Raw genomic sequence first — 25,162 nt, 5'->3', positions numbered from 1 at the left:
GGTACTACAGGGGCCATGACAGCCCGGTGACAAGCGCCCACCTATCGTTTGGCCAGGAGCGAATCAAGATCGAGTGTATTGACCGCGGGGGTGCCCGTCTTCGCGTGTTGCACAGTGCCATGATCGGACCAGTGCAGCAGGCTGAGGTTGCCGGCGCGGTCCTCCACCAATGCGGTGCAGTGCTCGACCCAGTCTTTGCATTCGCCGATGTCGCCCCGGTGCTGGCCGGCACTTGAACACCTGGCCTGGGTGGTGTCTCCTTAGCGGTAGACCCGGACTTCCTGTTCCCAGCCTTCCACGCCGCGGTTGGCGCAAAACTCCTGTACCTGCCCGTCGGCGTAGCGGATTTCCATGTTGAAGCCGGCTGCGGGGACATGGTTCAGCGCCACCCGCCGGTGTTCCCCGGGCCGGAGCTGGCCCTCGCGGATGCTCGATTCCGACAGGTCGTGGCCGAAGTCGAAGTGGATTGCCTGGATCAGTACGTCGCTGTCATTGTGCACCGTGACCATCAATGCCCCCTCGGCCGGTGGGCGCTCGACGCCCCAGTGCACGGCGGCGGCACCGAGCACGAGCCCCAGCACGAACAGCCAGGTCGCGGGCGCGCGTAGCGCATCCACGATCCGGTCCTCCCAGCTGCGGTGTTCTCCGGACGACTCCACGTCTCATCCCTTGATTATTAGGGATTGCTAATCTACAAGATCGGCCGGCATCGGGATACCGGGCGGCCGCGATATCCGGGAAGGCCGCCGCCCCGCAGAAAGCGCCATGGGCGCTGCAGCGGGCTGTCAGTCGAGCCCGAGGGCGCGCAGGCGCTCGAGCAGGCGTGGATGATCGAAGTCGCGGGCGCCGATGGCGCGGTAGGCGATGCGGCCCTCGGGATCGATGATGAACGTGGTGGGGATGCCGCGAACCGGCCAGCGGTCGATGGTGGCGGAATCCTGGTCCAGCAGCAGAGGGAAATCGACCGGGTAGTCGGCGGTAAAGAAGAAGATGCGATCGGCGTCTTCGCCCACGTTCACGCCCAGCACCACCAGGCCCGCATCGCGCAACTGCTCCCAGAGTCGTTGCAACGACGGCAGCTCGTCGCGACAGGGTGGGCACCAGGTGGCCCAGAAGTTCACCACCACCACACGTCCGCGATAATCCTCCAGTCGGTGGTGCTGCCCATTGATGTCCTCCAGTGCCAGGGGCGGGCCCTTGGGGCGTGGATCCAGCGCGGTCAGGTGCGTGGCCTCCGCCCACACAGGCCGCAGCGAAAGGCCGAGCAGGCCACCGGGAATGGCAGTCAGGAAGCGGCGCCGGTTCATCATGGTTCGGCCTCGTCCCGTTCCGGTTCCCCGGCGCAGCGCAGGTCGGGCAGGGTGGACTGCCGCAGGGTCGTCTGCTGCCGCCTGTGCACGGTCAGATCAAATGTTGTGCTGGGCGGGTGCTTGAAGACGATCATGCCCATCAGCCAGTCGCCAGGCTGGAACTGGTGTTCGCCAGGGAACAAGGCCCAGCGAAAGGCGATGCGGGCCGCTTCTGGAACCTCCCGGCTCGCCCACTCGTCCTGCCAGTCGCGGTTGGGGAGCGGTCGCGCGGCCCCGTTTGGCGTTTGGCTGCGCCATTGGCGCAGGTCCACGGTGGCCGATGCGCTGTGGTCGGTATTGCGCAGGACGCCCTGAAACACGCAGTGGCCGGCGATGAACGTCGCATCCTCGGTGTCGAACCCGCGGCCCAGGAAGAACGCGCGGGTCTGGTCCGGGAGCCGCTGTGCGAGTTCCAGCGAAAGCCCCTCGCCCTGCCAGTGCCAGGTCATCAGCCCACTGTCGGGGTCGGTATGCACCTGCATCTCCTCCGCCGTCCCGGCGCCGCCCGGAAGGGCCGGCCCCGCCAGAGCCAGAAGCGACCATGCGACGACCGTCAACCCTGGGCCGGGCATTGGGCGCCTCGTGGCAAACCGACGGGGTGGCCTGGCGCGGCGTCCCTACGACCCACCAAGGACATGATCCAGCAGCGCCTCGAAGGCGGGCTCGGCGTTTTCCACGGCACGTTCAAGGCTCGGGTGCGGCTGCAGTGTCGTCATGAACTTCGGGTGCAGCATGGACAGTTTCGTGCCCCCGTCCTCCTCGTACAGGCCGATGTGGCCGCAGGGCATCATCGCCCCGACATGCAGCCCGGCATCCAGGATGTCCGGTCCCAGCGGCAGGTAGCAGACCTTGAGCGCGGTGATGTCACCGCCCGCCAGGTCGAACTCGGCCAGAAAGATCCAGTCCTCCTCGTTTTCGGCGTATTCGCGAATCGCCCCCGCCAGGTCCGCGCGCGACTGTTCGCAGTCGCGGATGATGAAGTGGTCGTCTGGCTCGGTGGCTGCCAGCGGGGCGGACAGCGCCAGTGCAGTGGCCAGCGTGAAGGCGGCGATGGGTGTGAGTGTTTTCATGATCGTGTCCTCCAGGTGTGTGGGTGAAGGCGCGTCAGACGCGAACGATCTCCGGTTTCAATGACCCGGAGATCATCGGCAGCGCTTCCTTTTCGCGCTGCCCAATCCAGAGTTCTTCCAGGGTCTCGGCGAGGTCGTCGACCACGCCGACGAATGCCTCCTCGCGGATGTTCATGCCGCGATGGATGGTCAGCATGTCGCGGTCCCTGCAGGCCTGCGGGCCGCCGGTGCCGTTGCAGATGCATCAGTGTTCCCCTTGTCGAAGATGCTGCCTGGCGAGCCCGCGGATCCGTGCCTTGCTGCCCAGGCGTTCGTAGAGATTGGCTTCGGTCATGGATGAGTCCTCCTCGCGCCGTCGTTAACGGGTGGCCACGTACCAGTTGTTCTGAGGGTCGTGGACCAGCTGGTGGACCCGGATGTCATGAAAGCCGGCGCGCTCCAGGTAGTCACGTGCCCGGGGCTCGCCCCACATCGCGCCCAGGCCGGGTCCGCCCCGGGCGAGCGATACCGGCATGCAGTGCATGCAGGAGATGGTGTAGAGAAAGGGTCCGAGCGGATGCTCGAGATCGCCATGAATCTGTCCGGAGCCGCGGATGTCCTGCATCAGGTAGATGCCTTCGGACTTGAGCGCGCGGTGAATGCCCGTCAGTACGCCCAGCGGGTCGGCCTGGTCGTGGATGGCATCGAAGGTGGTGATCAGCGCGAACTGTTGCGCGGCGACATGCCGATCCAGTTCGGCTGCGTCGGCCTGGATGAATTCGACGTTCCCCAGCCCGGTGGCGCGTGTCTCGGCGCGGGCGCGCTCGATGGCCTCTGTGGACAGGTCCAGGCCGGTGAACCGGCTGTGCGGGTAGAGCGTGGCCAACTGGTTGAGGATGCGCCCGCTGCCGCAGCCGATATCCAGGACCTGAATGCCGCGCTCGAGGTGGTCGGTCAGGCCCGGAACCAAGGGCAGGATGTCGCTTTCCAGTGACGACAGTACGGACTGGCCGCTGTCCTCGGCCATCACCTCGTGGAAGCGCGCGAAGTGCTCGTACCCCACGCCACCGCCGGTCCGGAATTTCGCAACGATCGTGTCCTCCACCCCACCCAGCAGGCCGATGTACTGCGCAAACACGGCCAGGTTGTCGGCCGCTGCCGCGCACGTCAGGCAGGCGGCGTGTTCCGCGGGCAGGGCAAATCGTGGGCCATCCGCATCCACCGTGACGATGCCGCCGGTCGCCATGACCCCGAGCCATTCCCGTACGTAGCGCTCGTTCAGGCCCGCGGCGGCGGCGATCTCGCCGGAGGTGGCAGGCGGCCGGTCGCGCATGTGGTCGAACAGCCCGGTGCGGTGCCCGATCGACAGGGTCAGGCACAGCGCGCCGTGGTTGAGCACGCTGACCAGATGCTCGCCGAAGGCCTCGGCGGCAGATGGGGGTGACAGGCATTCCGGGGCTGACGACATGCAGTGGACCTCCGCCAGGACAAACCGGGCCGGGTGTCGGCGTTACTTCGAGCCTAGGCCGGGAAGCCCTTGCGGGCGGTCACGATCTTGCGGGGGTGGGGCGAATCTTGCGGTTATTTCAGGGGCGCATGGATCCGTTTTAATGCTGGCGCCGGTATGCCGCGGGGGCCACACCCAGGGCCTGGCGGAAATGGCGGACCAGCTGTTGCGGGGAGTACCCGGTCGCGGCAGCGATCTCGGTGATGCTCAGGGATGTTCGGGTCAGCAGGTCGCGGGCGTGCTCCACGCGCAGGCGCGTGAGATAGCGATGCGGTGGCAGGCCGTGCGTATCGCGAAAGGCGCGCGCGAAGTGCCAGGGCGAGAGTCCGGTCAGGGCCGCCAGATCGCGCAGGGTGATGCGCTGATCCAGGTGGCATTGCATGTAGTCAATCACCCGTGCCGACTGGTGCGGTGCCAGGCCGCCCCGGCGCCTGTCCAGGTCCCGGTCGTGTTCGGCCATGCGGGCCAGGCGCACAATCAGAACGGCGAGCATGCTCTCGACGAACAGTTGCGCGGCCGGGTCGTCGCGGTCCATCTCCTGCCACAGGGCATCCAGGGCCTGGGTGATCAGGGGGTCCCGGTGGTGGCGGGTATGCAGGTGGCCAAAGTCCAGCGGATCGCCGGGGTCGCGCTCCAGGCAGTCCCGGGCCAGCTCGGGCGGGATGCCGAAAAACCGCATGCGTGCCGGGTCCCGCATATGGCAGCGTCCCGCGACCTGCGGGGCGATCACCACGAATTCGCGCGGGCCGGCGCAACCGGAGAACGGACCGGCCCCGATGTCACAGTGGTAGCGAAAGGGGGCGCCCACGGACTGGCTCAGCATCAGTTCGCAGACTGGCGGGGTGCTCAGGTGGCCGGCCGGGTGCGCGTTCTCGATCATCGGCACCGGGAGATCGGGTCGCGCACGGGCCTCCTCCAGGAACGGCGCGTCACGTCCCCGGGCGAAAAAGTCGAGCATGCTGGATGAAGGTTGCAGCATTCCGTGTACCCCGCAAGTTTGTTATAGGCCATTTGGGAACCGCTTGCGGTGCAGGCGTCGCACGAACCTCGCGGACCACACCGGGTCGTATGTGACCGTGGCGTTGCATTCGGGTATGTTCGCCGGGTTTCGATGACCGCAGGGTTACCATCACGTGAGTACGGACGAGCGCAAGCTGCAGGATCTGACGCACCAGCTGGCCGAGGCGCTGGCGGGTGTCGGGTTGCACGGGCAGATCGGGCTGGAAAAGGAGACCCTGAGGGTCGGGCCGGAAGGCTCGCCGGCGCTTACGCCGCACCCGGCCGCGCTGGGATCCGCGCTGACGCATCCATACATCACCACGGATTACTCCGAGGCGCTGCTGGAACTGGTGACGCCGCCGTTCGAGGATGTACGCGAGACCCTCGGTTTCCTGCACGACCTGCAGGCCTTCGCCGCCGCCAACGTCGGCGACGAGACCCTGTGGTCGACCTCCATGCCCTGTGTGACGGCCGATGACAATGCGATTCCGGTCGCGCAGTACGGTGCCTCCAACGCCGGGCGCATGAAGACCGTCTACCGCATCGGTCTCGGGCATCGCTACGGGCGCAAGATGCAGGTGATCGCCGGGGTCCACTTCAATTACTCCCCGCGCCCGGAATTCTGGCCGGCGCTGGCGGAGGTGCTCGGTGCGCCCGACGGCCGCGCCTTCCGCGACGAGCGCATGATGGGGATGATCCGCAACCTGCTGCGCTTTGGCTGGCTGGTGCCCTATCTGTTCGGGGCGTCGCCGGCCGTCTGCAACTCCTTTCTCGAAGGCCACGGCGCGGTGCTGGAGGACTTCGACGACGACACCTCCTATCTGCCGCATGCCACCAGCCTGCGCATGGGCGATATCGGCTACACCAACCGCAAGGAGGCGGACACCGGCATCAAGGCGGACTACAACTCGCTGGCCGGCTATGTCGACTCCCTGCGCTGTGCGATCAATACCCCCAGCCCCGAGTGGGAGCACATCGGGGTGAAGGTGGATGGCGAGTATCGCCAGCTGAATGCCAACATCCTGCAGATCGAGAACGAGTACTACTCCACCGTGCGGCCCAAGCAGCCGCTGGAGCGTTTCGAGAAGCCGACCGACGCCCTGGAGGCGCGTGGCATCGAATACGTCGAACTGCGCTCGGTGGACATCAACGCCCAGCACCCGCTGGGGGTGGACGAGACTCAGCTGCGTTTTCTCGAGGTGTTCGCGCTGGCCTGTCTGCTGCAGCCGAGCCCGCTGCTGGCCGACGGCGAGCTGGACGCGATCGACCGCAACCTGCTGGACGTCGCGCATTACGGGCGTCGCCCGGGCCTCGAGCTCCGCCGGGGGGGCGAGAGCGTTGCGCTCCAGGCCTGGGCGCGCGAGCTGCTGGCGCTGATGCGACCGGTGGCGGCCGTTCTGGATCAGGAATTGCCGGGTGACCCCTACCGCCGTGCGCTCAGTGAGCAGTGGGGCAAGGTCGAGCAGGCGGATCTGACCCCGTCCGCGCGCATGCTGGAAGACATGATGGCGCGCGAGGAGGGGTTCTACTCCTACGCGCGCCGCCTGTCGGCCCAGCACCGCGAGGCCTTTCGCTTTAACGGGCCGCTGCCGCGCGCCGAGACGCTAGAGGCCCTGGCCCGCGAGAGCCTGGCCGATCAGGCGGCCATCGAGCAGGCGGACGAGCTGGACTTCGATACCTTCCTGATGCGCTATTTCGACGGCACCCTGCGGGCCTCCTGAATCGGTTTCGTTCGATTTTTCAGAACGGTCGACCGCATTTAACGCGATTTATCTTCGATAAAATCGATGGGATGATCGGGCTATCACATACATTCAGCCGTTGAGGCGTGCGCGCATTCGGTGCCGGGCACAGACGGCGGGAGCATGGCATGAGTCTTTTGATCAACGGTGAATTGCGCGAGGGCTGGCTGGAAGAAGAGTCGGACGAGAGCGGCGAGTTCGTGCGCCAGGACCAGCAGTACCGTAACTACGTCACCAGGGATGGCTCGCCGGGCCCGATGGGTGACGGCGGCTATCCGGCCGAGTCAGGGCGCTATCACCTGTATGTCTCCTACGCCTGCCCCTGGGCACACCGCACGCTGATCCTGCGCAAACTGAAGGGTCTGGAGCCGCATATCGGGGTTTCGGTGGTGCACCACTACATGGGTGACGCCGGCTGGTCGTTTGATGACTGCGACGGTTGCACCGGGGACCGGGTGCACGGGTCGCGCTACATGCACGAGCTCTACACCCGTACCGATCCAAACTACACCGGCATCATCACCGTGCCGGCGCTGTTCGACACCCAGACCGACCGCATCGTGAACAACGAGTCGCTGGACATGGTGCGCATGTTCAACAGCGCGTTCGACGGCATTACCGGCAACACCCTGGATTTCTATCCGGAAGATCTGCGCGAGGAGATCCACGCGGTCAACGAGCGGGTCTACGAGAACGTGAACAACGGGGTGTATCGCAGCGGCTTCGCGACCAGCCAGCAGGCCTACGAGGCGGCCTTCGACCGTCTGTTCGAGACCCTGGACTGGCTGGAGGAGCGCCTGGCACGCCAGCCGTTCCTGATCGGCGAGCGACTGACCGAGGCCGACTGGCGGCTGTTCACCACGCTGCTGCGCTTCGATCCGGTGTACTACAGCCATTTCAAGTGCAATCGCCAGCGGCTGCTGGACTTCCCGAACCTCTCCGCCTATCTGCGCATGCTGTACCAGCGCCCGGGGGTGGCCGAGACCGTGCGCATGGATCACATCAAGGCGCATTACTACGGCAGTCACCCGATGCTGAATCCCAGCGGCATCGTGCCGAAGGGCCCAATGATTGACTACGCCCGGCCGCATGGCCGCCCCCTGGGCGACCTGCCGGCCGCGTTGCGGAACGTCGACGAAACGTGACGGTCGTTACACTGTTGGGACGTTCAACCGTGGCCCGGCTAGATGCCGGGCCGCATTCGTGTCGGGGGAAAGGCAAGTGAAGGCGATAGGCGGGTTCCTGGGGCTGGTCCTGGTTGTGGCGATCGTGGCCGCGGCCTGGTTTGCGTTCGGCCCCGAGGATGGCGCCCGTGACGAGGGAGGCGATGCCCCCGCCGCGTCCCAACGCGACGAGCGCACGCCGGTGCGGGTCAGCGAGGTGGCTCCGCGCACCTTCGAGACCATGGTCGAATCCCTGGGCACGGTGGAGGCCAACGAGTCGGTCGTGGTGACCGCGAGCGTGACCGAGCGTGTGGTCGAGATCCTGTTCGATGATGGCGATGCGGTCGAGGCCGGCGACGTGCTGGTTCGCCTGGACGCCGACGAAGAACGCGCGGCGGTACGCGAGATCCGCGTGCAGGTGGACGAGGCCCGGCGCGAGCTGGAGCGCGTGCGCGACCGGGTGGCCGATGGCGTGGTCACGCAACAGCAGGTGGATCAACAGCGTTCGCGGCTGAACGAGGCCGAGGCCCGCCTGGCGGCAGCGGAGGCGCGGGTCGCGAACCGGGTGATCCGGGCTCCGTTCAGTGGCCGTTTGGGCTTGCGCCAGGTCAGCCCCGGCTCCCTGGTGAGTCCGGGTACCGCGATCGTGGAGCTGGATGATGTATCGGTGGTGAAAGTCGATTTCGCCGTGCCCGAGCGCCATGCCGCCGCCATCGGTCTGGGTATGGAAGTCGCGGGCCGCAGCGCGAGCGGAGAGTTCGCGGGGCAGGTGGCGGCGGTCAGCAATCGTCTGGACGTGGCTACCCGTACCCTGACCGTGCGCGCCCTGGTCGAGAATCCCGATCTATTGCTGCGCCCCGGCATGCTGGTAAACATCCGTCTGCCGCTGGACCCGGTCGAACGCCCGGGGGTGCCAGAGGGGGCCATCCAGCAGGTCGCCGATCAGCACTTCGTGTTCCGGCTGCGCGACGACGGCACGGTGGAGCGCGTGCGCATCCGTATTGGCCGCCGCGACCCGGGCTACGCCGAGGTGCTGGATGGCCTGGAGCCGGGGGATACCGTGGTCTCCGAAGGGGTCTCGCGGGTCCGTGACGGGCGGGAAGTACGAGTGCTCCCGCCGCGCGTACCGGATTCCGATAACGGCAACGGCGAGGCCGGGGCCGACACATGATTATCTCGGACGTCGCCAATCGCCGGCCGGTGCTGGCGATTGTCTTCAACCTGCTGCTGATCACCTTCGGCCTGATCGCCTACGACAGCCTGCCGCTGCGCGAGTATCCGGATGTCGATCCGCCGGTGGTGACGGTGGACACCATCTATCCGGGCGCCAGTGGCGAGATCATCGAGCGCGAGGTGACCCAGCGGATCGAGGACCGCATCGCGGGGATCGAGGGGATCCGTTTCATGCAGTCCTCCAGCGAGGACGGGCGCTCGCGGATCACCATCGAGTTCAATCTGAGTCGCGACATCGACGCCGCCGCGAATGACGTGCGCGAGGCGGTCAGCCGGGTACTGGGCGATCTGCCCGACGAAGTCGACCCGCCCGAGGTGACCAAGGCGGATGCCGATTCCAACCCGATCCTGTGGCTGAACCTTGCCAGCACCACGATGGATGCGCTGGAGCTGGCGGACTACGCCGAGCGCAACCTGATCGACCGCCTCTCGGTGGTCGATGGCGTGGGCCTGGTGCGCCGGGGCGGCGCCCGCAGCTACGCGATGCGTATCTGGGTCGACCGCGAGGCCCTCGCCGCGCGCGAGCTGACCGTGACCGACATCGCTGACGCCTTGCAGCAGGAAAACGTGGAATTGCCGGCCGGGCGCCTGGATTCGCTGGAGCGCGAATTCACCGTGCGCGTGGAGCGCCAGTACCGCACGCCCGAGGATTTCTCCGGTCTGGTGCTGAAGCGTGGCGAGGGCGGACAACTGGTGCGCCTGGGCGATGTCGCCGAGGTGAACGTGGGCGCGGATACCGAACGTAGCGAGTTCCGCGGCAATGGCGAGGACATGATCGGGCTGGGGATCATCCGCCAGTCCAACGCCAACGTGCTGGAGGTGGCCAACGGCGTGAAGGCCATGGCGGCCAGCCTGCAGGGCTCCCTGCCGGAGGGCACCTCGCTGGTGACCACCTACGACGAATCGGTATTCATCGAGGGCGCGATCCGCGAGGTCTACATCACCCTGGCGGTGGCGACCGCGGCCGTGGTGTTCGTGATTTACCTGTTCCTGGGCAGCTGGCGCGCGACCCTGATCCCGGCGGTGACCGTCCCGGTGGCGATCACCGCGGCCTTCATTGGCATCAGCCTGTTCGGATTCTCGGTCAACCTGCTCACCCTGCTGGCGCTGGTGCTGGCGGTCGGCCTGGTCGTGGATGACGCGATCGTGATGCTGGAGAACATCCACCGGCGCATCGAGCGCGGCGAGCCGGGACTGTTGGCGGCCTATCGCGGCGCCGGGCAGGTGGGCTTCGCGATCGTCGCGACGACCTCCGTGTTGATCGCGGTATTCGTGCCGCTGGCCTTCCTCGACGGCACGGTGGGCCAGCTGTTCACCGAGTTCGCCATCGCCATGGCCATTGCCGTGTTTTTCTCCAGCATCGTGGCACTGACCCTGGCCCCCGTGCTGGCCGGGCGCCTCATGCACAAGGGCGACGACGAGACCGGCGTGGCGCGTTATATCGGCCGCGGCTTTGCCGCGCTGGAGGCTGGCTACGGTCGGATACTGGCGAAGGGGCTCAAGGGCTCCTGGCTGGTCTTGCCGCTCCTCGCCGCCGTGTTGGCGGGTGGCTGGTACCTGTTCGCGGAACTGCCCGAAGAATTTGCCCCGCAGGAGGACCGCGGATCTTTCTTCGTGCTGGTGGATGGCCCCGAGGGTGCCAACTTCGAGTACATGAGCCGGCAGATGGCCGAGGTCGAGGCACGCATCCAGCCGTTGATCGAGGATGGCCCGATTCGCCGTGCACTGGTGCGCACGCCGCGCGGTTTTGGTGGTTCGGAGCTGATGAACAATGGCTTCGTGATCGCGATCCTGGAGCACTGGGATGACCGTGACGTCTCGGGCCAGGAGGTCATCAACCAGATCCGCGGCATCATCGACGAGATGCCGGGAGTCGAGGCGCGGGTGATCATGCGTCAGGGGCTATCGAGTGGCCGTATCGGTCCGCCGGTGCAGTTTGTCATCTCCGGGCCGGATTACGATCAACTCGAGGAATGGGGCGAGATCATGCGCGAGGCCGCCGAGGGCATCGACGGCCTGACCCGTGTGGACCTGGACTACGAGCCCACCCAGCCGCAGCTCAACGTGCGTCTGGACCGGGATCGGGCCGGGGACCTGGGCGTTTCCATGCGCGATGTTGGGCGCACGCTGGACATCGTGCTGGGCGGCCGCGATGTGACCACCTTTGTCGACCGTGGCGAGGAATACGACGTCATCATCGAGGGTCTGGCCGACCAGCGCCGCACGCCCGGGGATATCGACAACCTCTACGTGCGTTCCAGTTCTGGCTCGATGGTGCCGTTGTCCAGCCTGGTGACCTACGAGGAGCAGGCCGGTCCGTCGTCGCTGGAGCGCTACAACCGTTCGCGCGCGGTGACCCTGACCGCCGGGCTGCGTGACGGCATGACCCTGGGCGAGGCCCTGGACGCCCTGGACGCGAAGGCGGCCGAGCTGCTGCCGGCCGAGGCGGGGATCGACTACAAGGGCGAGTCGCTGGATTTGCGCAGTGGCTCCGAGGCCATCCTGTTCGTGTTCGCGCTGGCCCTGCTGGTGGTGTTCCTGGTCCTGGCGGCGCAGTTCGAGAGCTTCGTGCACCCGCTGGTGATCATGCTGACGGTGCCGCTGGCGGTGGTCGGGGCGCTGATCGGGCTGACGGTTACCGGTCAGACGCTGAACATCTACAGCCAGATCGGCATGGTCATGCTGATCGGGCTGGCAGCGAAGAACGGCATCCTGATCGTGGAGTTTGCCAACCAGCTGCGCGATCGCGGGCGCGATTTCGATACCGCGATCCTCGAGGCCTCGCGCATGCGTCTGCGGCCGGTCCTGATGACCGCGTTGACCACTGTGGCCGGTTCGATCCCGCTGATCCTGGCTTCCGGTCCGGGCGAGGAGACGCGCTTCGTGATCGGGGTAGCGGTGTTCTCCGGCGTGCTGTTCGCCACGCTGTTCACGCTGTTCGTGATTCCGGCGGCCTATCGCCTGGTCGCCCGCGGAACGACCTCGCCGCTGGCGACCACCCGCCGCCTGCACGACCTCGACGCCGAGGTCGATGACGTCGACGGCGAGCGCCGGGGCGCCCGCGCCGCGCCCTGATCGCTCAGGATTTCGGTAGACGGCTGCGGACTGCTGCCGTCGAGGATTGTGGCTAGGCCGGGTTCGTCATCTGGTGTTTACGGTGCTTTCGTCTGGCCGCCTGCCAGGCGCTCTCTCGCGAGCGCACCGCGAGGTGCTTTCTTGCTTGCCCAAGAAAGTACCTAAAGAAGGGCCCCCGGATTCTGCCCGGGAACCTCGCTCCGGACGTGCTGGGCCGGCGGCGCTGAACTCGCTACGCTGCGCTTCGCTCAGACATCCAGCGCCCCGAATTTGTAGAAAACGGTCCGGCCCATCACGCCCTCCGCGAGGGGCTTCATACGGGAGGAGAAGGTCAAAACAGACGGTATCCCGTAGGGTGCGGTTGAGCGCAGCGAAACGCACCGTTCCCCACGCCGTGCGACACCCTGATGCGATTCGCTACGCTCATCGGCATCCTACGCCCCCCGGCGCCCGCTCTGCGGGCGCGGCACGCAACGGCCAGGGGCCGAGCGTGCCCAGGATGTTCGAAGACCTAGCCTTTATCCATGAGCACAATTGTCAGGCCAGCCGTTGTTTGATCTACCTCCCCGTTGTCGTCGCGCCGAGTGGAGAGGGTTTTCGCGGGATTCAAGGCGCTGGATGTCTGAGCGAAGCGCAGCGTAGCGAGTTCAGCGCCGCCCGCGAAAACCCTCGGAGCGAGGGAAACCCCGGACCGCTGCGCGGGCCGGGGTCGCGGCAGTCGGGCGTGTTTCTTGGGTACTTCTTTGCACGAGCAAAGAAGTACCTCGCGGCGCGCTGGCGAGTCAGCGCCTGGCAGTATGTGGACCGGAGCCACCGTAAACACTGGATGCCGAACCAGGGCCAGCCAGAACAACGCCGGTTGTGCGTAAAAGGCAGCATAACCAGCGGATGACCACTCGGGCCCACGGATCATCCGGCCGCTTGCCGGGTCCAACCGGCGCGAAGAGTCGCGTCAGGCGCGTGCCGGGGCGCGGGCGTCGTCGCGCCAGAGCCAGAGGATGGCGACGGTCAGTACCGCGATCACCGGCAGCATCGCCAGGTTCAGGCCATCCCAGCCCAGCGGGCGCAGCAGCGCGCCGGCCAGCAGGGAGCCGGTGGTCACCAGGGCGAACACCGTCAGGTCGTTCACGCCCTGGACCTTGCCCTTTTCGCCGGCCGTGTGGGTCGTGGTCAGCAGGGTACTGCCGCCGATGAACAGGAAGTTCCAGCCGACCCCCAGCAGGAACAGCGCCAGCCAGAAGTGGCCCAGGGTGTCGCCATGCGCGGCGGTGGCCACGCTGAACAGCACCAGCGCGTTGCCCAGCGCCAGCACCCGCGTAAGTCCGAGACGCGTGATCAGGTGGCCGGTGACGAAGGAGGGGGCGAACATCCCGAGCACGTGCCACTGCATCACCAGGGCAACCTGGCCCATGTCGAAGCCGGCCTGGCGCATGGCCAGCGGGGTTGCGGTCATCAGCAGGATCATCACCGCGTAGCCCAGGGCGGCCGTCGTCAGCGCAACGATGAAGCGGCCCCGGGGCATGATCTCGCGCAGGGGACGGGATACGGCACGTTCTGCTGCCGGGGGTGCGGGTACGCGCAGCCAGGCCAGCAGCAGCATGGCCAGCAGGGCGAGTGCCCCGAGCAGCAGGTAGGGACCGGCTTCCGGCGTCTGTGGCAGCAGGGCCTGGGCATGGTGGGCGTTCCACGGGCCGAGGAAGGCTGCGGCCACGCCCCCGGCCATGACCAGGGAGATGGCGCGCGGGCGGAAGGCGTCGCTGGCGACATCCGCCGCGGCGAAACGGTAGTACATCGCGAAGGCCTGGTAGGCGCCCAGCAGGAGATTGCCGAGCACGAAAATCCAGAAGGCCTCGGCGAATACCCCGACCGCGGCGATTGCCGCCCCGCCGAAGCCGCCGACGCCCGCCCCCAGCAGGAAGCCTGTGCGCCGCCCGAAGCGCTTCATGAACAGCGAGGCCGGCAGGGTGGTGACCAGGGTCCCGATCATCATGGCGGCGACCGGCAGGGTGGCCAGCGACGGGTCGCTGGCCAGGCGCTCGCCGACCACGCCGCTCAGGGTCATCACGGTCACCGCGGCGATCAGGAACAGGGCCTGGCCGAGGGCAAGGATCAGGACGTTCGCGCGCTCGCGCGGGGTGGTCTGGCCGGACATGAGATTCCTTTCGGCATTGGGCCCGGGCCTCATGGCCCGGTTCGGGTAACTGGGTCAGCCGCGCGGATGGAACTCGAGCACCGCCGAGTTGATGCAGTAGCGCAATCCGGTGGGCGCCGGGCCATCGGGGAAGACGTGGCCCAGGTGGGAGTCGCAGGCGGCACAGCGGACCTCGGTGCGCTCCATGCCCAGCGCGCGGTCGCGGTGTTCGTCGACGGCGGCAGCGGACACGGGGGCCGTGTAGCTGGGCCAGCCGCTACCGGAGTCGAACTTGGCCGCGGAATCGAACAGCGGCGCGCCACAGGCAGCGCAGTGATAGAGGCCGTCGGCCTTGTGCTCGTTGTAGGCGCCGGTGAATGGCCGCTCGGTCCCGCCCTCGCGGGCGATGTGATACTGCTCCGGTGTCAGGCGGTCGCGCAGTTCGGCGTCGGTCGGGCGTTGGGATGAGCTCATGCAATCTCCGGGTTGATGCTATTGTTTGCGAACCGAGAATGGGTCTTCCGGTGGACCGGGAAAATTATCCCCGGTTCTCGGCCGGGTGGCCAAAGACTGGACCGCTGGAGGTGGTCGTGGGTTGTCCCGATTGCGAACGTATCGATCTGCTGCCGGCGGCCTCCGGCACTCTTTACCTGGCACCGGTGCTGGCGCACACCCGCGCGGCCCTGCGCCAACGCATGGTGGACGAGCAATTGCCCTGCGCAGAGCCGAGCTCGGGCATCCTGGCCCTGCCGGTCAAGGGTGCCGGCGGGCTGGGCGAGATGCTGGTGCGGCTGGAGCAGGCCCTGAGCAGCTCCGAGCAGGCCGGTTGCCGCGCGACCTTCGTGCCGGAAGGCGAGGACTTCGGGCTGGCGCATCTGCAGGACACCCACCTGCTGTCCACGCTGATTGCGCGGCACAACGCGCGCGATCTCTCCGCGATCCTGGCCAACGACACCCTGGACTTCCACTTCCAGCCGATTGTGCATGCCGCGAACCCCACCGAGGTCTTTGCCTACGAGGCCCTGGTGCGCGCCTCCACACCGGGCGGCGACATCATCCCGCCGCTGGACCTGTTCAAGACGGCGCGCAATGCCGAGCTGCTGTTCCATCTGGATCGTTCCGCCCGGATCAATGCCATCCGTCGTGCCAGTGAGCGCGGGGTCCGTAGCCATCTGTTCATCAACTTCAACCCGACCGCGATTTATGACCCGGCCTTCTGCCTGGAAACGACCGTGCGCGAGATCATGTCACGCGTGCCGGGCCAGCCGGGGCCCGCCGGCTTCGTGTTCGAGGTGATCGAGAGCGACCAGGTCAACGACATGGAGCACCTGTCGCGGATCGTCGAGCGCTATCGCCGCGCCGGGTTCCAGGTCGCCCTGGACGACCTGGGGGCGGGGTACGCATCGCTCAACATGCTGTCGCAACTGCGCCCGGATTTCGTGAAGATCGACCGCGAACTGGTCAGCGGGATCGACCAGGACATCTACCAGCAGAAGATCCTCGAAAAGATCATCGAGCTGGCCAAGGATCTGGATATCCGGGTGGTGGCCGAGGGCGTGGAGACTGTGGACGAATGGCGCTGGCTCAAGGAACGCGTGGATCTCTGTCAGGGCTACCTGTTCGCGCGCCCGGCCGCGGAGCCGCCGCTGCCGAACCACCCGGAGTCCTGACTGCCCATCCGTTCTACCCCCGGGCGTTGGCGGTCATGGGGCCGAATCGGTGCAGAAGCACAAACAGGGCCGGAATCACCACCAGCGTCAGAACGGTCGCAGCCAGGATGCCGCCGATGATCACTGTGGCAATCGGCGAGAAACGTTCGGCCCCGACGGCCATCTCCAGGGCCAGCGGCAGCATCCCGGCGATGGTGGACAGGGCGGTCATCATGATGGGGCGCATGCGGGTTTCCACCGCCTCGGTCACGGCGGCGTAAACGTCCCGGCCCTCGGCCAGTCGGCGCCGGGCCAGGTCGAGCAGGATGATGCTGTTGTTCACCACGATGCCGATCAGCAGGATGATCCCGAGCAGCGCCGGCATGGAGACGTACTTTCCGGCGATCAGCAGTGCCGCGACTACGCCGATGAACTGCAACGGAATGGCGGCCATGATGATGACCGGGTGGGCGAAGCTGCGGAACTGCACGACCAGCAGGAGGTAGACGGCCAGGGTGGCCAGCAGCAGCGCCCGCATCATGTGGCCACGCGCCTCGTCGAAGTCTGCCTGCTCGCCGGCCAGCGTCGCCGGATAGCCGTCGGGGGCGGTGAAGCTGTCCAGGCGCTGCTGGACGTCGGCTACCACCTCGGACAGTGGACGCCCCAGGTGGAAGCCGAGGATGTCCAGGGTCCGCTGGCCGTTTTCCCGCGTGACGATGCGTGGACCCAGGGTGTGTTCAAGGCTTGCGACCTCGCTCAGGGCGATCGGGCCCTCGCGGGTGGGCAGCAGGATGCCCTCCAGGTCTTCCGGATAGCGGCGGTCCGATACCTGGTAGCGCACGACCACGTCCAGATCCCGCTTCGGCGGCTGGCGGAAGCGTGTGGCCACGGCCCCGTCCATGGCCTGGTGCACCGCGCGGGCGATCGCGGTGCCGGTGAGGCCGAGCTCGGCCGCGCGGTCATGGTCGACCCGGACCCGCACCTCGGGGGTGTCGAGGGCCCAGTCCTTGTACAGGTCGGTAATGCCGGGGATGCCGGCAAGATAGTCCAGCAGCTCGCTCGCCGTGTGGTCCAGGATTTGCGCCTGCTCGCCACTGATCCGGGCGATGATCGGGGCGGCGGTTGACGAGCGCGCGGTGCCGCCGAGTTCCCGGGGCACGGCGAGGGTCACGCCCGGGGTGGCCTCCAGGCGCTGGCGCACGTCGTTCATGATCTCCCACTGTGTGAGGGAACGTTGCGTCCGCGGCAGCAGCGTCACCGTGATCTCGGCCTGATTGACGCCCATGGCGCCGCGGTCGCCCATCGAGCGGGCGCCGGCTTCGTGGCCGAACTGGCTGCTGACATCCACGACGTATTCATGTTCGGCCAGATACCGCTCGACGGGTTCCAGGGTTGTCAGAGTGGTGTCGAGCCGGGTTCCCGGCGCCATGTCGACCAGAACCTGGAAGCTGCCCGAGTCGAAACGCGGCAGCATCTCGCTTCCGGTCATGCGGAGCATGCCCAGGCTGAGTGCCAGGAGCATGACCGCCACCACCAGCGTCGCCAGCGGACGATGCAGTGCCAGGGCAAGGACGTCCAGATAGAGGTTGCGGACCCCTCGCGCCGGCGCCTCCAGGGTCTCCCTCCAGCGCGGGGTGGTGGTCGACGTTGCAGGGCGCAGCCAGTAGGTGGCCAGCAGCGGGATCAGGGTGACGGCCATCACGAACGACGCGCCGAGGGCGAACGCCAGGGTCAGCGCCAGCGGACGGAACAGCTCGCCGACAAAGCCGCCCATGAACGTGAGAGGCAGCAGTACGCCGAGCGTGGTCAGTGTCCCGCCCAGCTTGGCGCCGAAGACCTCGCCGACCCCCTCGATGGCCGCCTGGCGCGGGGGGTGGCCCTCTTCGTCCAGGTGGCGGTGGATGTTCTCGAGGATCACGATGCCGTCATCGACCAGCAGGCCGATGGCCAGGATCAGCGCCGACATGGTGACCATGTTCAGATCCAGGCCGGCCAGTTGCATCAGGCCGAAGGTCGCCAGGAACGCCGCCGGAATCGAGAGGGCGATGATCCCGGCCTGACGGAGGTCGGCGAGAAACAGCAGGACGATCACCATCGTCAGGGCGATGGCGATCATCACGGTCTGTGTCATGTCGGCGATGACCTTCTCGGTGAACACCGAATCATCGTCGGCGACGACGATGTCCAGTTCGGGCGTGGCGTCGCGCAGGGGTCCCAGCGCCTCGCGCACGCGCGCGGCCACCTCCACGGTGTTGGCATCGTCCCGCCGCAGCACCTGCACGGCAATCGCCGCCCGGCCGTCATGACGGTAGGCCGAGCGGGGCTCGCCGGGCTCCAGACGGACGCGGGCGATATCGCCCAGGCGTACACGCGTATCGCCGTCTGCGATGAGGATAATCTCGCGTGCATCGGCCTCGCTTCGCAGCGGCGCATCGAACCGCACCACACTCTCGAGCTCACCGATGCGGACACGACCGCCCGGCGCCATGAGATTCCAGTCGTCGAGGGCCTCCAGTACCCGGGACATATCGATCCCGAGGGCCTCGGTGCGTTCGGGATCGAGCGCAACATGAAGTTCCCTTTTGTGTCCGCCGACCACGTCGATCGCGGCGACACCTGGGATCCACTCCAGGGTTTCGCGGACGGCGTTATCGGCCTGTTCGCGGATCGCGTCGAGCGGCAATGTGTCGCTGGTCAGGGCGATGGTGATGATCGGCTTGTCGGCGGTGGAGAACTCCAGAATCTGCGGTTCTTCGATGGTGGCGGGCAGGTCCGGGCGCAACCGGCCGACGGCGTTCTGGACGTCCACCGCGGCGAGGGCGCTGGTGATGCCGTAGTCGAATTCCACCCGTGCCACGGACAGGCCGGTCTGGCTGGAGGAACGGATGCGGGTGACGCCATCGAGGCTGGCAAACTCCTCCTCCAGCAGGCGTGTGAGTTCGCGATCGACATCCAGGGCCGCCATGCCGGGGTATTCCGTGATGACCGTGACGGTCGGCGGATCGGTATCGGGAAACAGCTGGACGGGCAAATCGAAGCGCGCCTGCAGGCCCAGGATCAGGGCGGCCGCCAGAAGGGCCAGTACCGTGTGCCGGTACCGAAGGAGGCCTTCGACCCAGGTCATCGGGGGCTGTCGTCCACGGCGTGCACGGGCCCCCCGTCCCGGATCCGGCGATCCGGCGTCACGATGATGCGGTCACCCGGCTCGATGCCCTCGAGAATCGCCTGTTCTCCGTTCGGCAAGGACCGTGTCACCACTTCCGTGCGGTATGCGCGTCCGTCTTCCAGCCGATAGACCCACTGGTTATCGGTGTCGCTCCGCACCGCGTGAGCCGGCACCCGGATGACCCGGTCCAGGTGATCCAGGACGACCCGTGCCTGTACGGCCATGCCGGGGCGCAGCCCCTCCGGTGGGTCGGTCAGGTGCGTCTCGAAGCGCCCGCTCCGCCGGCTGGGGTCGAGTGTGGGATGGACCCGGTCCAGCCGGGTCGTCACGGTATGTTCCAGGGCGGGGATGGTCAGCTCGACGTCCAGGCCGGGCTCGAGCAGCAGGGTGTCGCGCTCCGGGACGCGCAGGACCGCATGCAGGCCCTCGAGGCCGACCAGCTCGATCAGGGGCGTGCCCGAAACGGCCAGGTCGCCGGGGCGGACATGGGTGCGCTGCACCTGGGCGGTGAAGGGGGCCCGCTCCGTTGTGTATTCCAGGCGTTTGCGGGCCAGTTCCAGCGCGGAGCGGTTCTCCCGGAGCTGGGCTTCCAGTGTGGCGACGCGCTGGCGAGCGTCGTCGAGTTCGCTTTCCGGGATCAGATCCCGGGCAAAGAGGTCCTGCTGGCGATCGAGGTTGCGCTGGGCGGTGGCCCGTTCCCCATCCAGGCGCTGGTCCGCGGCCTCTCTCTGGCGGACCTCCAGACGCGTCTCGTCGGTATCCATGCGCACCAGGACTTCACCCGCTTCGACCCGGTCGCCGGCGTTCAGGGGGCTTTCCAGTACCCGGGCGGTGATCCGGGCCGAGATGGTCGCCTCTTCGTGGGTCTCAATGCTGCCCCGATACGCAGGGCTATAAAACGTGGCCCGCGTGGGTTCCGCGGAGATCGTGGTGACGGCCGGCGGTGGCGCGGCGCGCGCGGCCTCGGGGGAAAACCTTTCCGACAGCCGGTCCGTCGCGCTCCAGGCCGTCACGATCACCACCCCGGCCAATGCGAGGAGGCCCAGGGTCCGCCGAAGGCCACGGCGTCTGGATGAGGTGCGGGAGGCGTTCATGTGCTGCTCAGCGTTCCGGCGCATTTTCCGGGGACAGGGCGCTGACCACGTCCTCGCGGAATGCACTGTGGCAGGCGATGCAGGCATTCACGAGCCTGCCGTGGTAGCGGATGGACTGGTCCAGATTCTGGTCCCGCGCCGCGTTGGCAAGCCCTTTGGCGGTTTCGTGCACCCGCTGGTCCAGCGCACGAAACTCGCTGATTCGCGACCCGACTGCCGACAGGACACGCCGCCGCTCGCCGAGCGAGGGTTTCGGATGATCCGCGATCGCCTCGGCTGCCTCGGTGGCGGTGTCGAAGTCCTCGACGAACAGCGCGGACTGCACCCGGTTCATCTCGTCCGCGAGCCCTTGCATCACGGACTGAAAGGTATCGGCCGCCGCAGTGCTGGCCAGGGGAACGGCGAGAATCGTGACGACCAGGGCGGTACGGCTTGTGGCTCGGGGGAAAAGCATATCCAGTCTCCTCGGGTTAGTCGGACGTGTTCGCGTGCGGGCCGGATGCCTGAGCTGGCTGGCCCTGCGGTGCCCGCAATGCAGGCTCCAGCAGGCGCCAAAGCACGTCGCCCTGCTGGTCAAGCGGAAACTCGAAGTCGGAGAGCGACCAGCGCATGACCAGCCCCTGGATCAGCGCCACGATCAGGCGCGCGGTCTCGGCCGTGTCCAGGTCCTGGCGAAAGCATCCCTGGTGGACGCCGTCCCGGAGCAGTTCCTCCAGCCGCGCGGTATAGCGGTCGATGATGTCGCGGACCACGGCCTTCAGCTCGGGGTCTTCCAGATGCAGGCGTTCGGAAAAGATCAGACGAGGCAGCCCCTTTCGGCGACTGATGAACCGCAATTGCCGGCTCAGGAGTTTGCGCAGACGGACGTCGGCTGGCCCTCGTCCGGAGAGCATCGGTGTGAGTACGTCCAGGAGCTTGCGGCCAATGGAATCCAGGGCCGCGCGGAAGATGGCGTCGCGGGTCGGAAAATGCCGGAAGATCGTGGGCTGGGCGATCCCCACCCGGTCGGCAATGGCCTGGGTGGAAATCTCCCGGGTACCGCGCTCGGCCGTGAGGTCAAGCAATGCCCGAACGATTTCCTCGCGTCGCTCTTCACCCGACTTGCGCTTCATGCAAGTAATCACTCGCTTTCTTGATAATAATGCATACTGTATGAAGTTTATGGGAGCGCTGCAAGCGGTCCCGGTGCGTGCACAAACGCACGCGTTTACATAGACTCGGGGTCATGAATCAGCTCCCGCCCGACGCCCGCAATCCGACGCTCGAATCCGCCTACCAGCTGCTGCACGATGCCGAGGTGCGCTATCGCGGGCGCACGGTGGGCACGGTGGCCAGCCTGGACGAGCGGGCGCCCGCGGAAAACTATGCCGACTGCTTCATCCGTGACTTTGTGCCGTCGGGGCTGGTTTATCTGATGAACGACGAGCCCGAGGTGGTGCGCGACTTTCTCGCGCTGATCCTGCAGATCCGCGATACCCAGGAAGAGATCGAGGGCCATCGCCGCCTGCCGCGAGTGATGCCGGCGAGCTTCCGCGTGTTCACCGACGAGAACGGCCGCGAGTCGCTGGCCGCGGACTTCGGGGATCGCGCGATCGGGCGCGTGGCGCCGGTGGACTCGATGATGTGGTGGGTGCTTTTGCTGCGCGCCTACCAGAACCGCACGGGCGACGATGCCTTCATCAAGAGCGCCGACGTGCAGCGCGGCATCCGGCTGATCCTGAGCATCTGCCTGCAGGACCGCTTCGAGGTCTTCCCGACCCTGCTGGTCCCGGACGGCAGCTTCATGATCGACCGGCGCATGGGGGTGTTCGGCCACCCGCTGGAGATCCAGGCCCTGTTCTACGGGATGCTGAAGGCCTCGCTGGCGATGCTCGAACCCTGCGACAAGGATTCGGAGCTCTTGTGCGAGCAGTCCGCGATTCGTACGCGGCAGCTGTCCGATTACATTCGCAATTACTACTGGCTGGATCTCGAGCGGCTGAACGATATCCATCGCTATCGCACCGAGCACTTCGGCCACGAGTCCGAGAACTCGCTGAACATCTATCCCGAGAGCATCCCCGACTGGCTGGTGGACTGGATCCCTTCGGAGAGCGGCTACCTGGTCGGCAACCTCGGCCCCGGACGCATGGACTTTCGCTTCTTCAGTTTCGGCAACCTGCTGGCGGTACTGTTCGGGCTGGCCGACGAGCACCAGTCGCGTTCGATCATGCAGACCTTCGAGCAGCGCTTCGAGGACCTGATCGGGACCATGCCGGTCAAGATCTGCTATCCGGCGATGGTGGGCGAGGAGTGGCGGCTGCTGACCGGGTCCGATCCCAAGAATACCCCGTGGTCCTACCACAACGGCGGCAACTGGCCGGCGCTGTTGTGGGCGTTCACTGGCGCGGCCCTGCGCGTCGGGCGGCCGGATCTCGCGCGTAGCGTGCATGCGGTCGCGGCCGAGCGCCTGTATCGCGATAACTGGCCGGAGTACTACGACGGGCGCCATGGTCGTCTGGTCGGCCGGCGAGCCAACTATCGCCAGACCTGGTCGGCGACCGCGGTGCTCGTTTCGCAGGGCCTGATCGACAATCCCGAGACCCTCAGCCTGTTCGACAGCCCGGAACCCGAGGTGCCATGAAAAAGACCCAGAGCAAGTCACGCGACGGTGAAGGCCTTTATCTCGTCCTGATCAGTGTCCACGGCCTGGTCCGCGGGCGGGAGATGGAGCTCGGCCGTGACGCCGACACTGGCGGGCAGACGCTCTATGTGGTCGAGCTCGCGCGGGCGCTGGCCCGCCACCCGCAGGTCGGCCGGGTTGACCTGCTGACCCGGCGGGTGGTCGACAGCAAGGTATCCGCCGACTACGCCGAACCGGAAGAAGACCTGGGCGATGGGGCCCATATCGTGCGTCTGGACTGCGGCCCGCGGCGCTACCTGCGCAAGGAGAAGCTCTGGCCCTATCTGGACTGCTTCGCCGACAACGCCCTGGGGCATATCCGGCGGGTGGGGCTGCGGCCGGACGTGATCCACGGGCATTACGCCGATGCCGGGCATGTCGCGGTGCAGCTGTCGAACCTGCTGGGCGCGCCGATGCTGCAGACCGGCCACTCGCTGGGGCGGGTCAAGCGCGAACGCCTGCGCGAGAGCGGGATGTCGGATGCCGACATCGAGGCGCGCTACAACATCTCCACCCGCATTCATGCGGAGGAGGAGGCGCTGGCCCATGCCCACCGCGTGATTGCCAGTACCCGCCAGGAGATCGGGGAACAGTACGCGACCTACGACAACTATCAGCCGGAGCGCATGGAGGTGATTCCGCCGGGCACGGACCTGACGCGCTTCCATCCGCCGAAGCGGGGCCAGCGTAAGCCCCCGATCTGGGCCGCCGTCCGGCGCTTCCTGGAAACCCCCGATCGCCCGCTGATCATGGCCCTGTCGCGCGCCGACGAGCGCAAGAACATCCGCGGCCTGGTGGAGGCCTACGCCGGGAATGACTGGCTGCGCGAGAACGCGAACCTGCTGATCGTTGCTGGTAACCGTGACGACATCGCCGACCTCGACAAGGGCGCGCGCGACGTCATGACCGATCTGCTCCTGCGGATCGATCGCCACGACCTGCATGGCCTGGTGGCCTACCCGAAGCACCACGACTCCGACGACGTGCCGGATCTCTACCGCCTGGTGGCCTCCAGCAAGGGCGTGTTCGTGAACCCGGCGCTGACCGAGCCCTTCGGCCTGACCCTGATCGAGGCCGCGGCCAGCGGCGCCCCCATCGTGGCCACCAACGACGGCGGACCGGAGGAGATCATCTCGCGCTGCCACAACGGACAGTTGATCGATCCGCTGGACCCGGAGGGCATCGCCGCCGCGATCCAGGCCATCCTGGCGGATCGTCCGCGCTGGCAGCGTTACTCGCGCGCCGGGCTCAAGGGCGTGCGCCAGCACTATTCCTGGGACGGCCACGCCGAGAAATACGTCAAACTGGTGAAGTCGCTGACCCGCGAGGTGCGCCAGGAGCGCCACCACGAGCGCCGGGTCTCCGGTCATCTGGCGCAGATGGATCGCGCCGTGATCACCGACATCGACAACACCCTGCTGGGCGATGACAAGGCCACTCGTGCCTTCGTCGCCTGGCTCAAGCGCAATCGCAAGCGTGTCGCCTTCGGCGTGGCCACGGGACGGCGCATCGATTCGGCCGCGGCGATCCTCGAGGAGCATGGCGTGCCCACCCCGGACGTCTGGATCACCTCGGTGGGCAGCGAGATTCATTACGGCACCAAGCAGACCGAGGATCGCGGCTGGGCGCGACATATCAGTCATCGCTGGGAGCCGGACCGGCTGCGCGAATGTCTGCAGCAGGAGAAAAATCTGGTCCTTCAGCCGGATGTGGACCAGCGCGCATTCAAGGTCAGCTTTTTCGTCGAGCCGCCCGGCAGTCTGGATGCGAAGGCGGTGGAGAGCCGGCTATACCGCGAGGACCTGCACGCCCGGGTGATTTACTCGCACGACCGGTTCCTCGACCTGCTGCCGGTGCGCGCCTCCAAGGGCCTGGCGGTGCGCTATCTCTCCGACAAGTGGGGCATCCCGCTGGAGCACGTGCTGGTCGCCGGCGATTCCGGCAACGACGAGGACATGCTGCGTGGGCGCCTGCTGGGGACGGTGGTGGGCAACCATCAGCCAGAGCTGGAGAGCCTGCGCGGCTTCCAGCGCATCTTCTTCGCCGGGGCCACGCACGCGCGGGGCCTCCTCGAAGGGATCGAGCACTTCGACCTCCTCAACCGCTGCGAAAGCCCGGGCGACGCCGAGGCCGAAGAATAGGTCTTTTTCACCCCGAAGCACACGAAGGAGCGGGTTCCAGGTCAGCAGCCATTCCCAGGGAGGCTGGAAGGCCGGACCTGATAAGCAAAGACGTTCAGCCAGCCACCGGGTCGTAGGATGGGATGAGCGCAGCGAATCCCATCAAGGGACTGGCACGCTGCGGGAATGGGTGCGTTTCGCTGCGCTCAACCGCATCGTACTG

General features: G+C 66.9%; 20 protein-coding genes and 1 pseudogene. 7 read left to right on the top strand and 14 right to left on the bottom strand.

Annotated elements, in window-relative coordinates; all coding sequences use genetic code 11:
- Positions 1–41 precede the first annotated feature (41 nt).
- The 8 genes and pseudogenes from D575_RS14655 to D575_RS0104370 form a co-directional block, all read right to left on the bottom strand.
- Positions 42–215: pseudogene (locus tag D575_RS14655) on the bottom strand (UDP-2,3-diacylglucosamine diphosphatase); the annotation flags it as partial.
- Positions 216–260: 45 nt separating this feature from the next.
- Positions 261–659, bottom strand: a complete 399-nt coding sequence (locus D575_RS0104405) for a hypothetical protein (protein WP_018144701.1) — start codon at positions 657–659, stop codon at positions 261–263.
- Positions 660–785: 126 nt separating this feature from the next.
- Entirely contained in the window at positions 786–1,307 is a 522-nt protein-coding gene (locus tag D575_RS0104400; protein WP_018144700.1) for a TlpA disulfide reductase family protein, read from the bottom strand.
- Positions 1,307–1,921, bottom strand: coding sequence for a hypothetical protein (locus tag D575_RS0104395; protein WP_018144699.1), 615 nt, complete (start codon positions 1,919–1,921; stop codon positions 1,307–1,309). The genes D575_RS0104400 and D575_RS0104395 overlap by 1 nt, the downstream gene beginning before the upstream one ends.
- A 45-nt stretch (positions 1,922–1,966) precedes the next feature.
- Positions 1,967–2,419, bottom strand: a complete 453-nt coding sequence (locus D575_RS0104390) for a DUF302 domain-containing protein (protein WP_018144698.1) — start codon at positions 2,417–2,419, stop codon at positions 1,967–1,969.
- A 34-nt stretch (positions 2,420–2,453) separates the two neighbouring features.
- A complete protein-coding gene (locus tag D575_RS14360; protein ID WP_018144697.1) occupies positions 2,454–2,615 on the bottom strand; it encodes a hypothetical protein in 162 nt (53 codons plus the stop codon).
- Positions 2,616–2,777: 162 nt separating this feature from the next.
- Positions 2,778–3,866 carry a class I SAM-dependent methyltransferase gene (locus tag D575_RS0104375; RefSeq protein ID WP_018144696.1) on the bottom strand — a complete coding sequence of 363 codons (1,089 nt, stop codon included), beginning with the start codon at positions 3,864–3,866 and terminating at the stop codon, positions 2,778–2,780.
- A 139-nt stretch (positions 3,867–4,005) separates the two neighbouring features.
- Complete coding sequence (locus D575_RS0104370; RefSeq protein ID WP_018144695.1) at positions 4,006–4,863, bottom strand: helix-turn-helix domain-containing protein; 858 nt, start codon at positions 4,861–4,863, stop codon at positions 4,006–4,008.
- Between the two features lie 175 nt (positions 4,864–5,038).
- Here D575_RS0104370 and gshA point away from each other — a divergent pair, with 175 nt between their 5' ends.
- From gshA to D575_RS0104350, 4 genes are all read left to right on the top strand, one after another.
- A complete protein-coding gene (gshA, locus tag D575_RS0104365; protein WP_018144694.1) occupies positions 5,039–6,625 on the top strand; it encodes a glutamate--cysteine ligase in 1,587 nt (528 codons plus the stop codon).
- Between the two features lie 149 nt (positions 6,626–6,774).
- Positions 6,775–7,791 carry a glutathione S-transferase family protein gene (locus tag D575_RS0104360; protein WP_018144693.1) on the top strand — a complete coding sequence of 339 codons (1,017 nt, stop codon included), beginning with the start codon at positions 6,775–6,777 and terminating at the stop codon, positions 7,789–7,791.
- A gap of 76 nt (positions 7,792–7,867) precedes the next feature.
- Complete coding sequence (locus D575_RS0104355) at positions 7,868–8,980, top strand: efflux RND transporter periplasmic adaptor subunit (RefSeq protein WP_018144692.1); 1,113 nt, start codon at positions 7,868–7,870, stop codon at positions 8,978–8,980.
- Positions 8,977–12,117: an efflux RND transporter permease subunit gene (locus D575_RS0104350; RefSeq protein WP_018144691.1), complete on the top strand. Its 3,141-nt coding sequence runs from the start codon at positions 8,977–8,979 to the stop codon at positions 12,115–12,117. The genes D575_RS0104355 and D575_RS0104350 overlap by 4 nt, the downstream gene beginning before the upstream one ends.
- Before the next feature lie 952 nt (positions 12,118–13,069).
- Here D575_RS0104350 and D575_RS0104340 read toward each other — a convergent pair.
- Positions 13,070–14,269 (bottom strand): MFS transporter, encoded by a 1,200-nt coding sequence (locus tag D575_RS0104340; RefSeq protein ID WP_018144690.1) that lies wholly within the window; start codon positions 14,267–14,269, stop codon positions 13,070–13,072.
- Between the two features lie 54 nt (positions 14,270–14,323).
- Positions 14,324–14,722, bottom strand: a complete 399-nt coding sequence (gene msrB / locus D575_RS0104335; RefSeq protein ID WP_018144689.1) for a peptide-methionine (R)-S-oxide reductase MsrB — start codon at positions 14,720–14,722, stop codon at positions 14,324–14,326.
- A 116-nt stretch (positions 14,723–14,838) separates the two neighbouring features.
- On the opposite strand from msrB, the gene D575_RS0104330 reads away from it, so the two are divergent.
- Positions 14,839–15,918, top strand: a complete 1,080-nt coding sequence (locus tag D575_RS0104330; RefSeq protein ID WP_018144688.1) for an EAL domain-containing protein — start codon at positions 14,839–14,841, stop codon at positions 15,916–15,918.
- A 13-nt stretch (positions 15,919–15,931) separates the two neighbouring features.
- Here D575_RS0104330 and D575_RS0104325 read toward each other — a convergent pair whose 3' ends face one another.
- Genes D575_RS0104325 through D575_RS0104310 form a run of 4 tightly spaced genes read right to left on the bottom strand, consistent with a single transcriptional unit; the run spans position 15,932 to position 21,269 of the window.
- A complete protein-coding gene (locus D575_RS0104325; RefSeq protein ID WP_018144687.1) occupies positions 15,932–19,021 on the bottom strand; it encodes an efflux RND transporter permease subunit in 3,090 nt (1,029 codons plus the stop codon).
- Positions 19,018–20,157, bottom strand: coding sequence for an efflux RND transporter periplasmic adaptor subunit (locus D575_RS0104320; RefSeq protein ID WP_018144686.1), 1,140 nt, complete (start codon positions 20,155–20,157; stop codon positions 19,018–19,020). Before D575_RS0104320 ends, D575_RS0104325 begins: the two co-directional genes overlap by 4 nt.
- Positions 20,158–20,164: 7 nt before the next feature.
- Positions 20,165–20,611, bottom strand: coding sequence for a cytochrome c (locus D575_RS0104315; RefSeq protein WP_018144685.1), 447 nt, complete (start codon positions 20,609–20,611; stop codon positions 20,165–20,167).
- A gap of 16 nt (positions 20,612–20,627) precedes the next feature.
- Positions 20,628–21,269 (bottom strand): TetR/AcrR family transcriptional regulator, encoded by a 642-nt coding sequence (locus D575_RS0104310; RefSeq protein WP_018144684.1) that lies wholly within the window; start codon positions 21,267–21,269, stop codon positions 20,628–20,630.
- A 113-nt stretch (positions 21,270–21,382) separates the two neighbouring features.
- On the opposite strand from D575_RS0104310, the gene D575_RS0104305 reads away from it, so the two are divergent.
- Complete coding sequence (locus D575_RS0104305) at positions 21,383–22,780, top strand: glycoside hydrolase 100 family protein (RefSeq protein WP_018144683.1); 1,398 nt, start codon at positions 21,383–21,385, stop codon at positions 22,778–22,780.
- Complete coding sequence (locus tag D575_RS0104300) at positions 22,777–24,960, top strand: HAD-IIB family hydrolase (RefSeq protein WP_018144682.1); 2,184 nt, start codon at positions 22,777–22,779, stop codon at positions 24,958–24,960. Before D575_RS0104305 ends, D575_RS0104300 begins: the two co-directional genes overlap by 4 nt.
- Positions 24,961–25,162: the final 202 nt, after the last annotated feature.

This window comes from Thioalkalivibrio sp. AKL6 (genome assembly GCF_000376905.1).
Lineage (GTDB): Bacteria > Pseudomonadota > Gammaproteobacteria > Ectothiorhodospirales > Ectothiorhodospiraceae > Thioalkalivibrio > Thioalkalivibrio versutus.
The sequence above is the reverse complement of the archived record's forward strand: the minus strand, read 5'-3'. Positions and strand labels throughout refer to the sequence as shown.

Bases quoted from the DNA above. Each gene is read 5' to 3' on its own strand.
- D575_RS0104300 (WP_018144682.1), top strand. From the start codon at position 22,777: ATGAAAAAGACCCAGAGCAAGTCACGCGACGGTGAAGGCCTTTATCTC.
- D575_RS0104400 (WP_018144700.1), bottom strand. From the start codon at position 1,307: ATGAACCGGCGCCGCTTCCTGACTGCCATTCCCGGTGGCCTGCTCGGC.
- D575_RS0104390 (WP_018144698.1), bottom strand. From the start codon at position 2,419: ATGAAAACACTCACACCCATCGCCGCCTTCACGCTGGCCACTGCACTG.
- D575_RS0104350 (WP_018144691.1), top strand. From the start codon at position 8,977: ATGATTATCTCGGACGTCGCCAATCGCCGGCCGGTGCTGGCGATTGTC.
- D575_RS0104395 (WP_018144699.1), bottom strand. From the start codon at position 1,921: ATGCCCGGCCCAGGGTTGACGGTCGTCGCATGGTCGCTTCTGGCTCTG.
- D575_RS0104360 (WP_018144693.1), top strand. From the start codon at position 6,775: ATGAGTCTTTTGATCAACGGTGAATTGCGCGAGGGCTGGCTGGAAGAA.
- D575_RS0104340 (WP_018144690.1), bottom strand. From the start codon at position 14,269: ATGTCCGGCCAGACCACCCCGCGCGAGCGCGCGAACGTCCTGATCCTT.
- D575_RS0104305 (WP_018144683.1), top strand. From the start codon at position 21,383: ATGAATCAGCTCCCGCCCGACGCCCGCAATCCGACGCTCGAATCCGCC.
- D575_RS14360 (WP_018144697.1), bottom strand. From the start codon at position 2,615: ATGCTGACCATCCATCGCGGCATGAACATCCGCGAGGAGGCATTCGTC.
- D575_RS0104315 (WP_018144685.1), bottom strand. From the start codon at position 20,611: ATGCTTTTCCCCCGAGCCACAAGCCGTACCGCCCTGGTCGTCACGATT.
- D575_RS0104310 (WP_018144684.1), bottom strand. From the start codon at position 21,269: ATGAAGCGCAAGTCGGGTGAAGAGCGACGCGAGGAAATCGTTCGGGCA.
- D575_RS0104325 (WP_018144687.1), bottom strand. From the start codon at position 19,021: ATGACCTGGGTCGAAGGCCTCCTTCGGTACCGGCACACGGTACTGGCC.
- msrB (WP_018144689.1), bottom strand. From the start codon at position 14,722: ATGAGCTCATCCCAACGCCCGACCGACGCCGAACTGCGCGACCGCCTG.
- D575_RS0104370 (WP_018144695.1), bottom strand. From the start codon at position 4,863: ATGCTCGACTTTTTCGCCCGGGGACGTGACGCGCCGTTCCTGGAGGAG.
- D575_RS0104375 (WP_018144696.1), bottom strand. From the start codon at position 3,866: ATGTCGTCAGCCCCGGAATGCCTGTCACCCCCATCTGCCGCCGAGGCC.
- D575_RS0104320 (WP_018144686.1), bottom strand. From the start codon at position 20,157: ATGAACGCCTCCCGCACCTCATCCAGACGCCGTGGCCTTCGGCGGACC.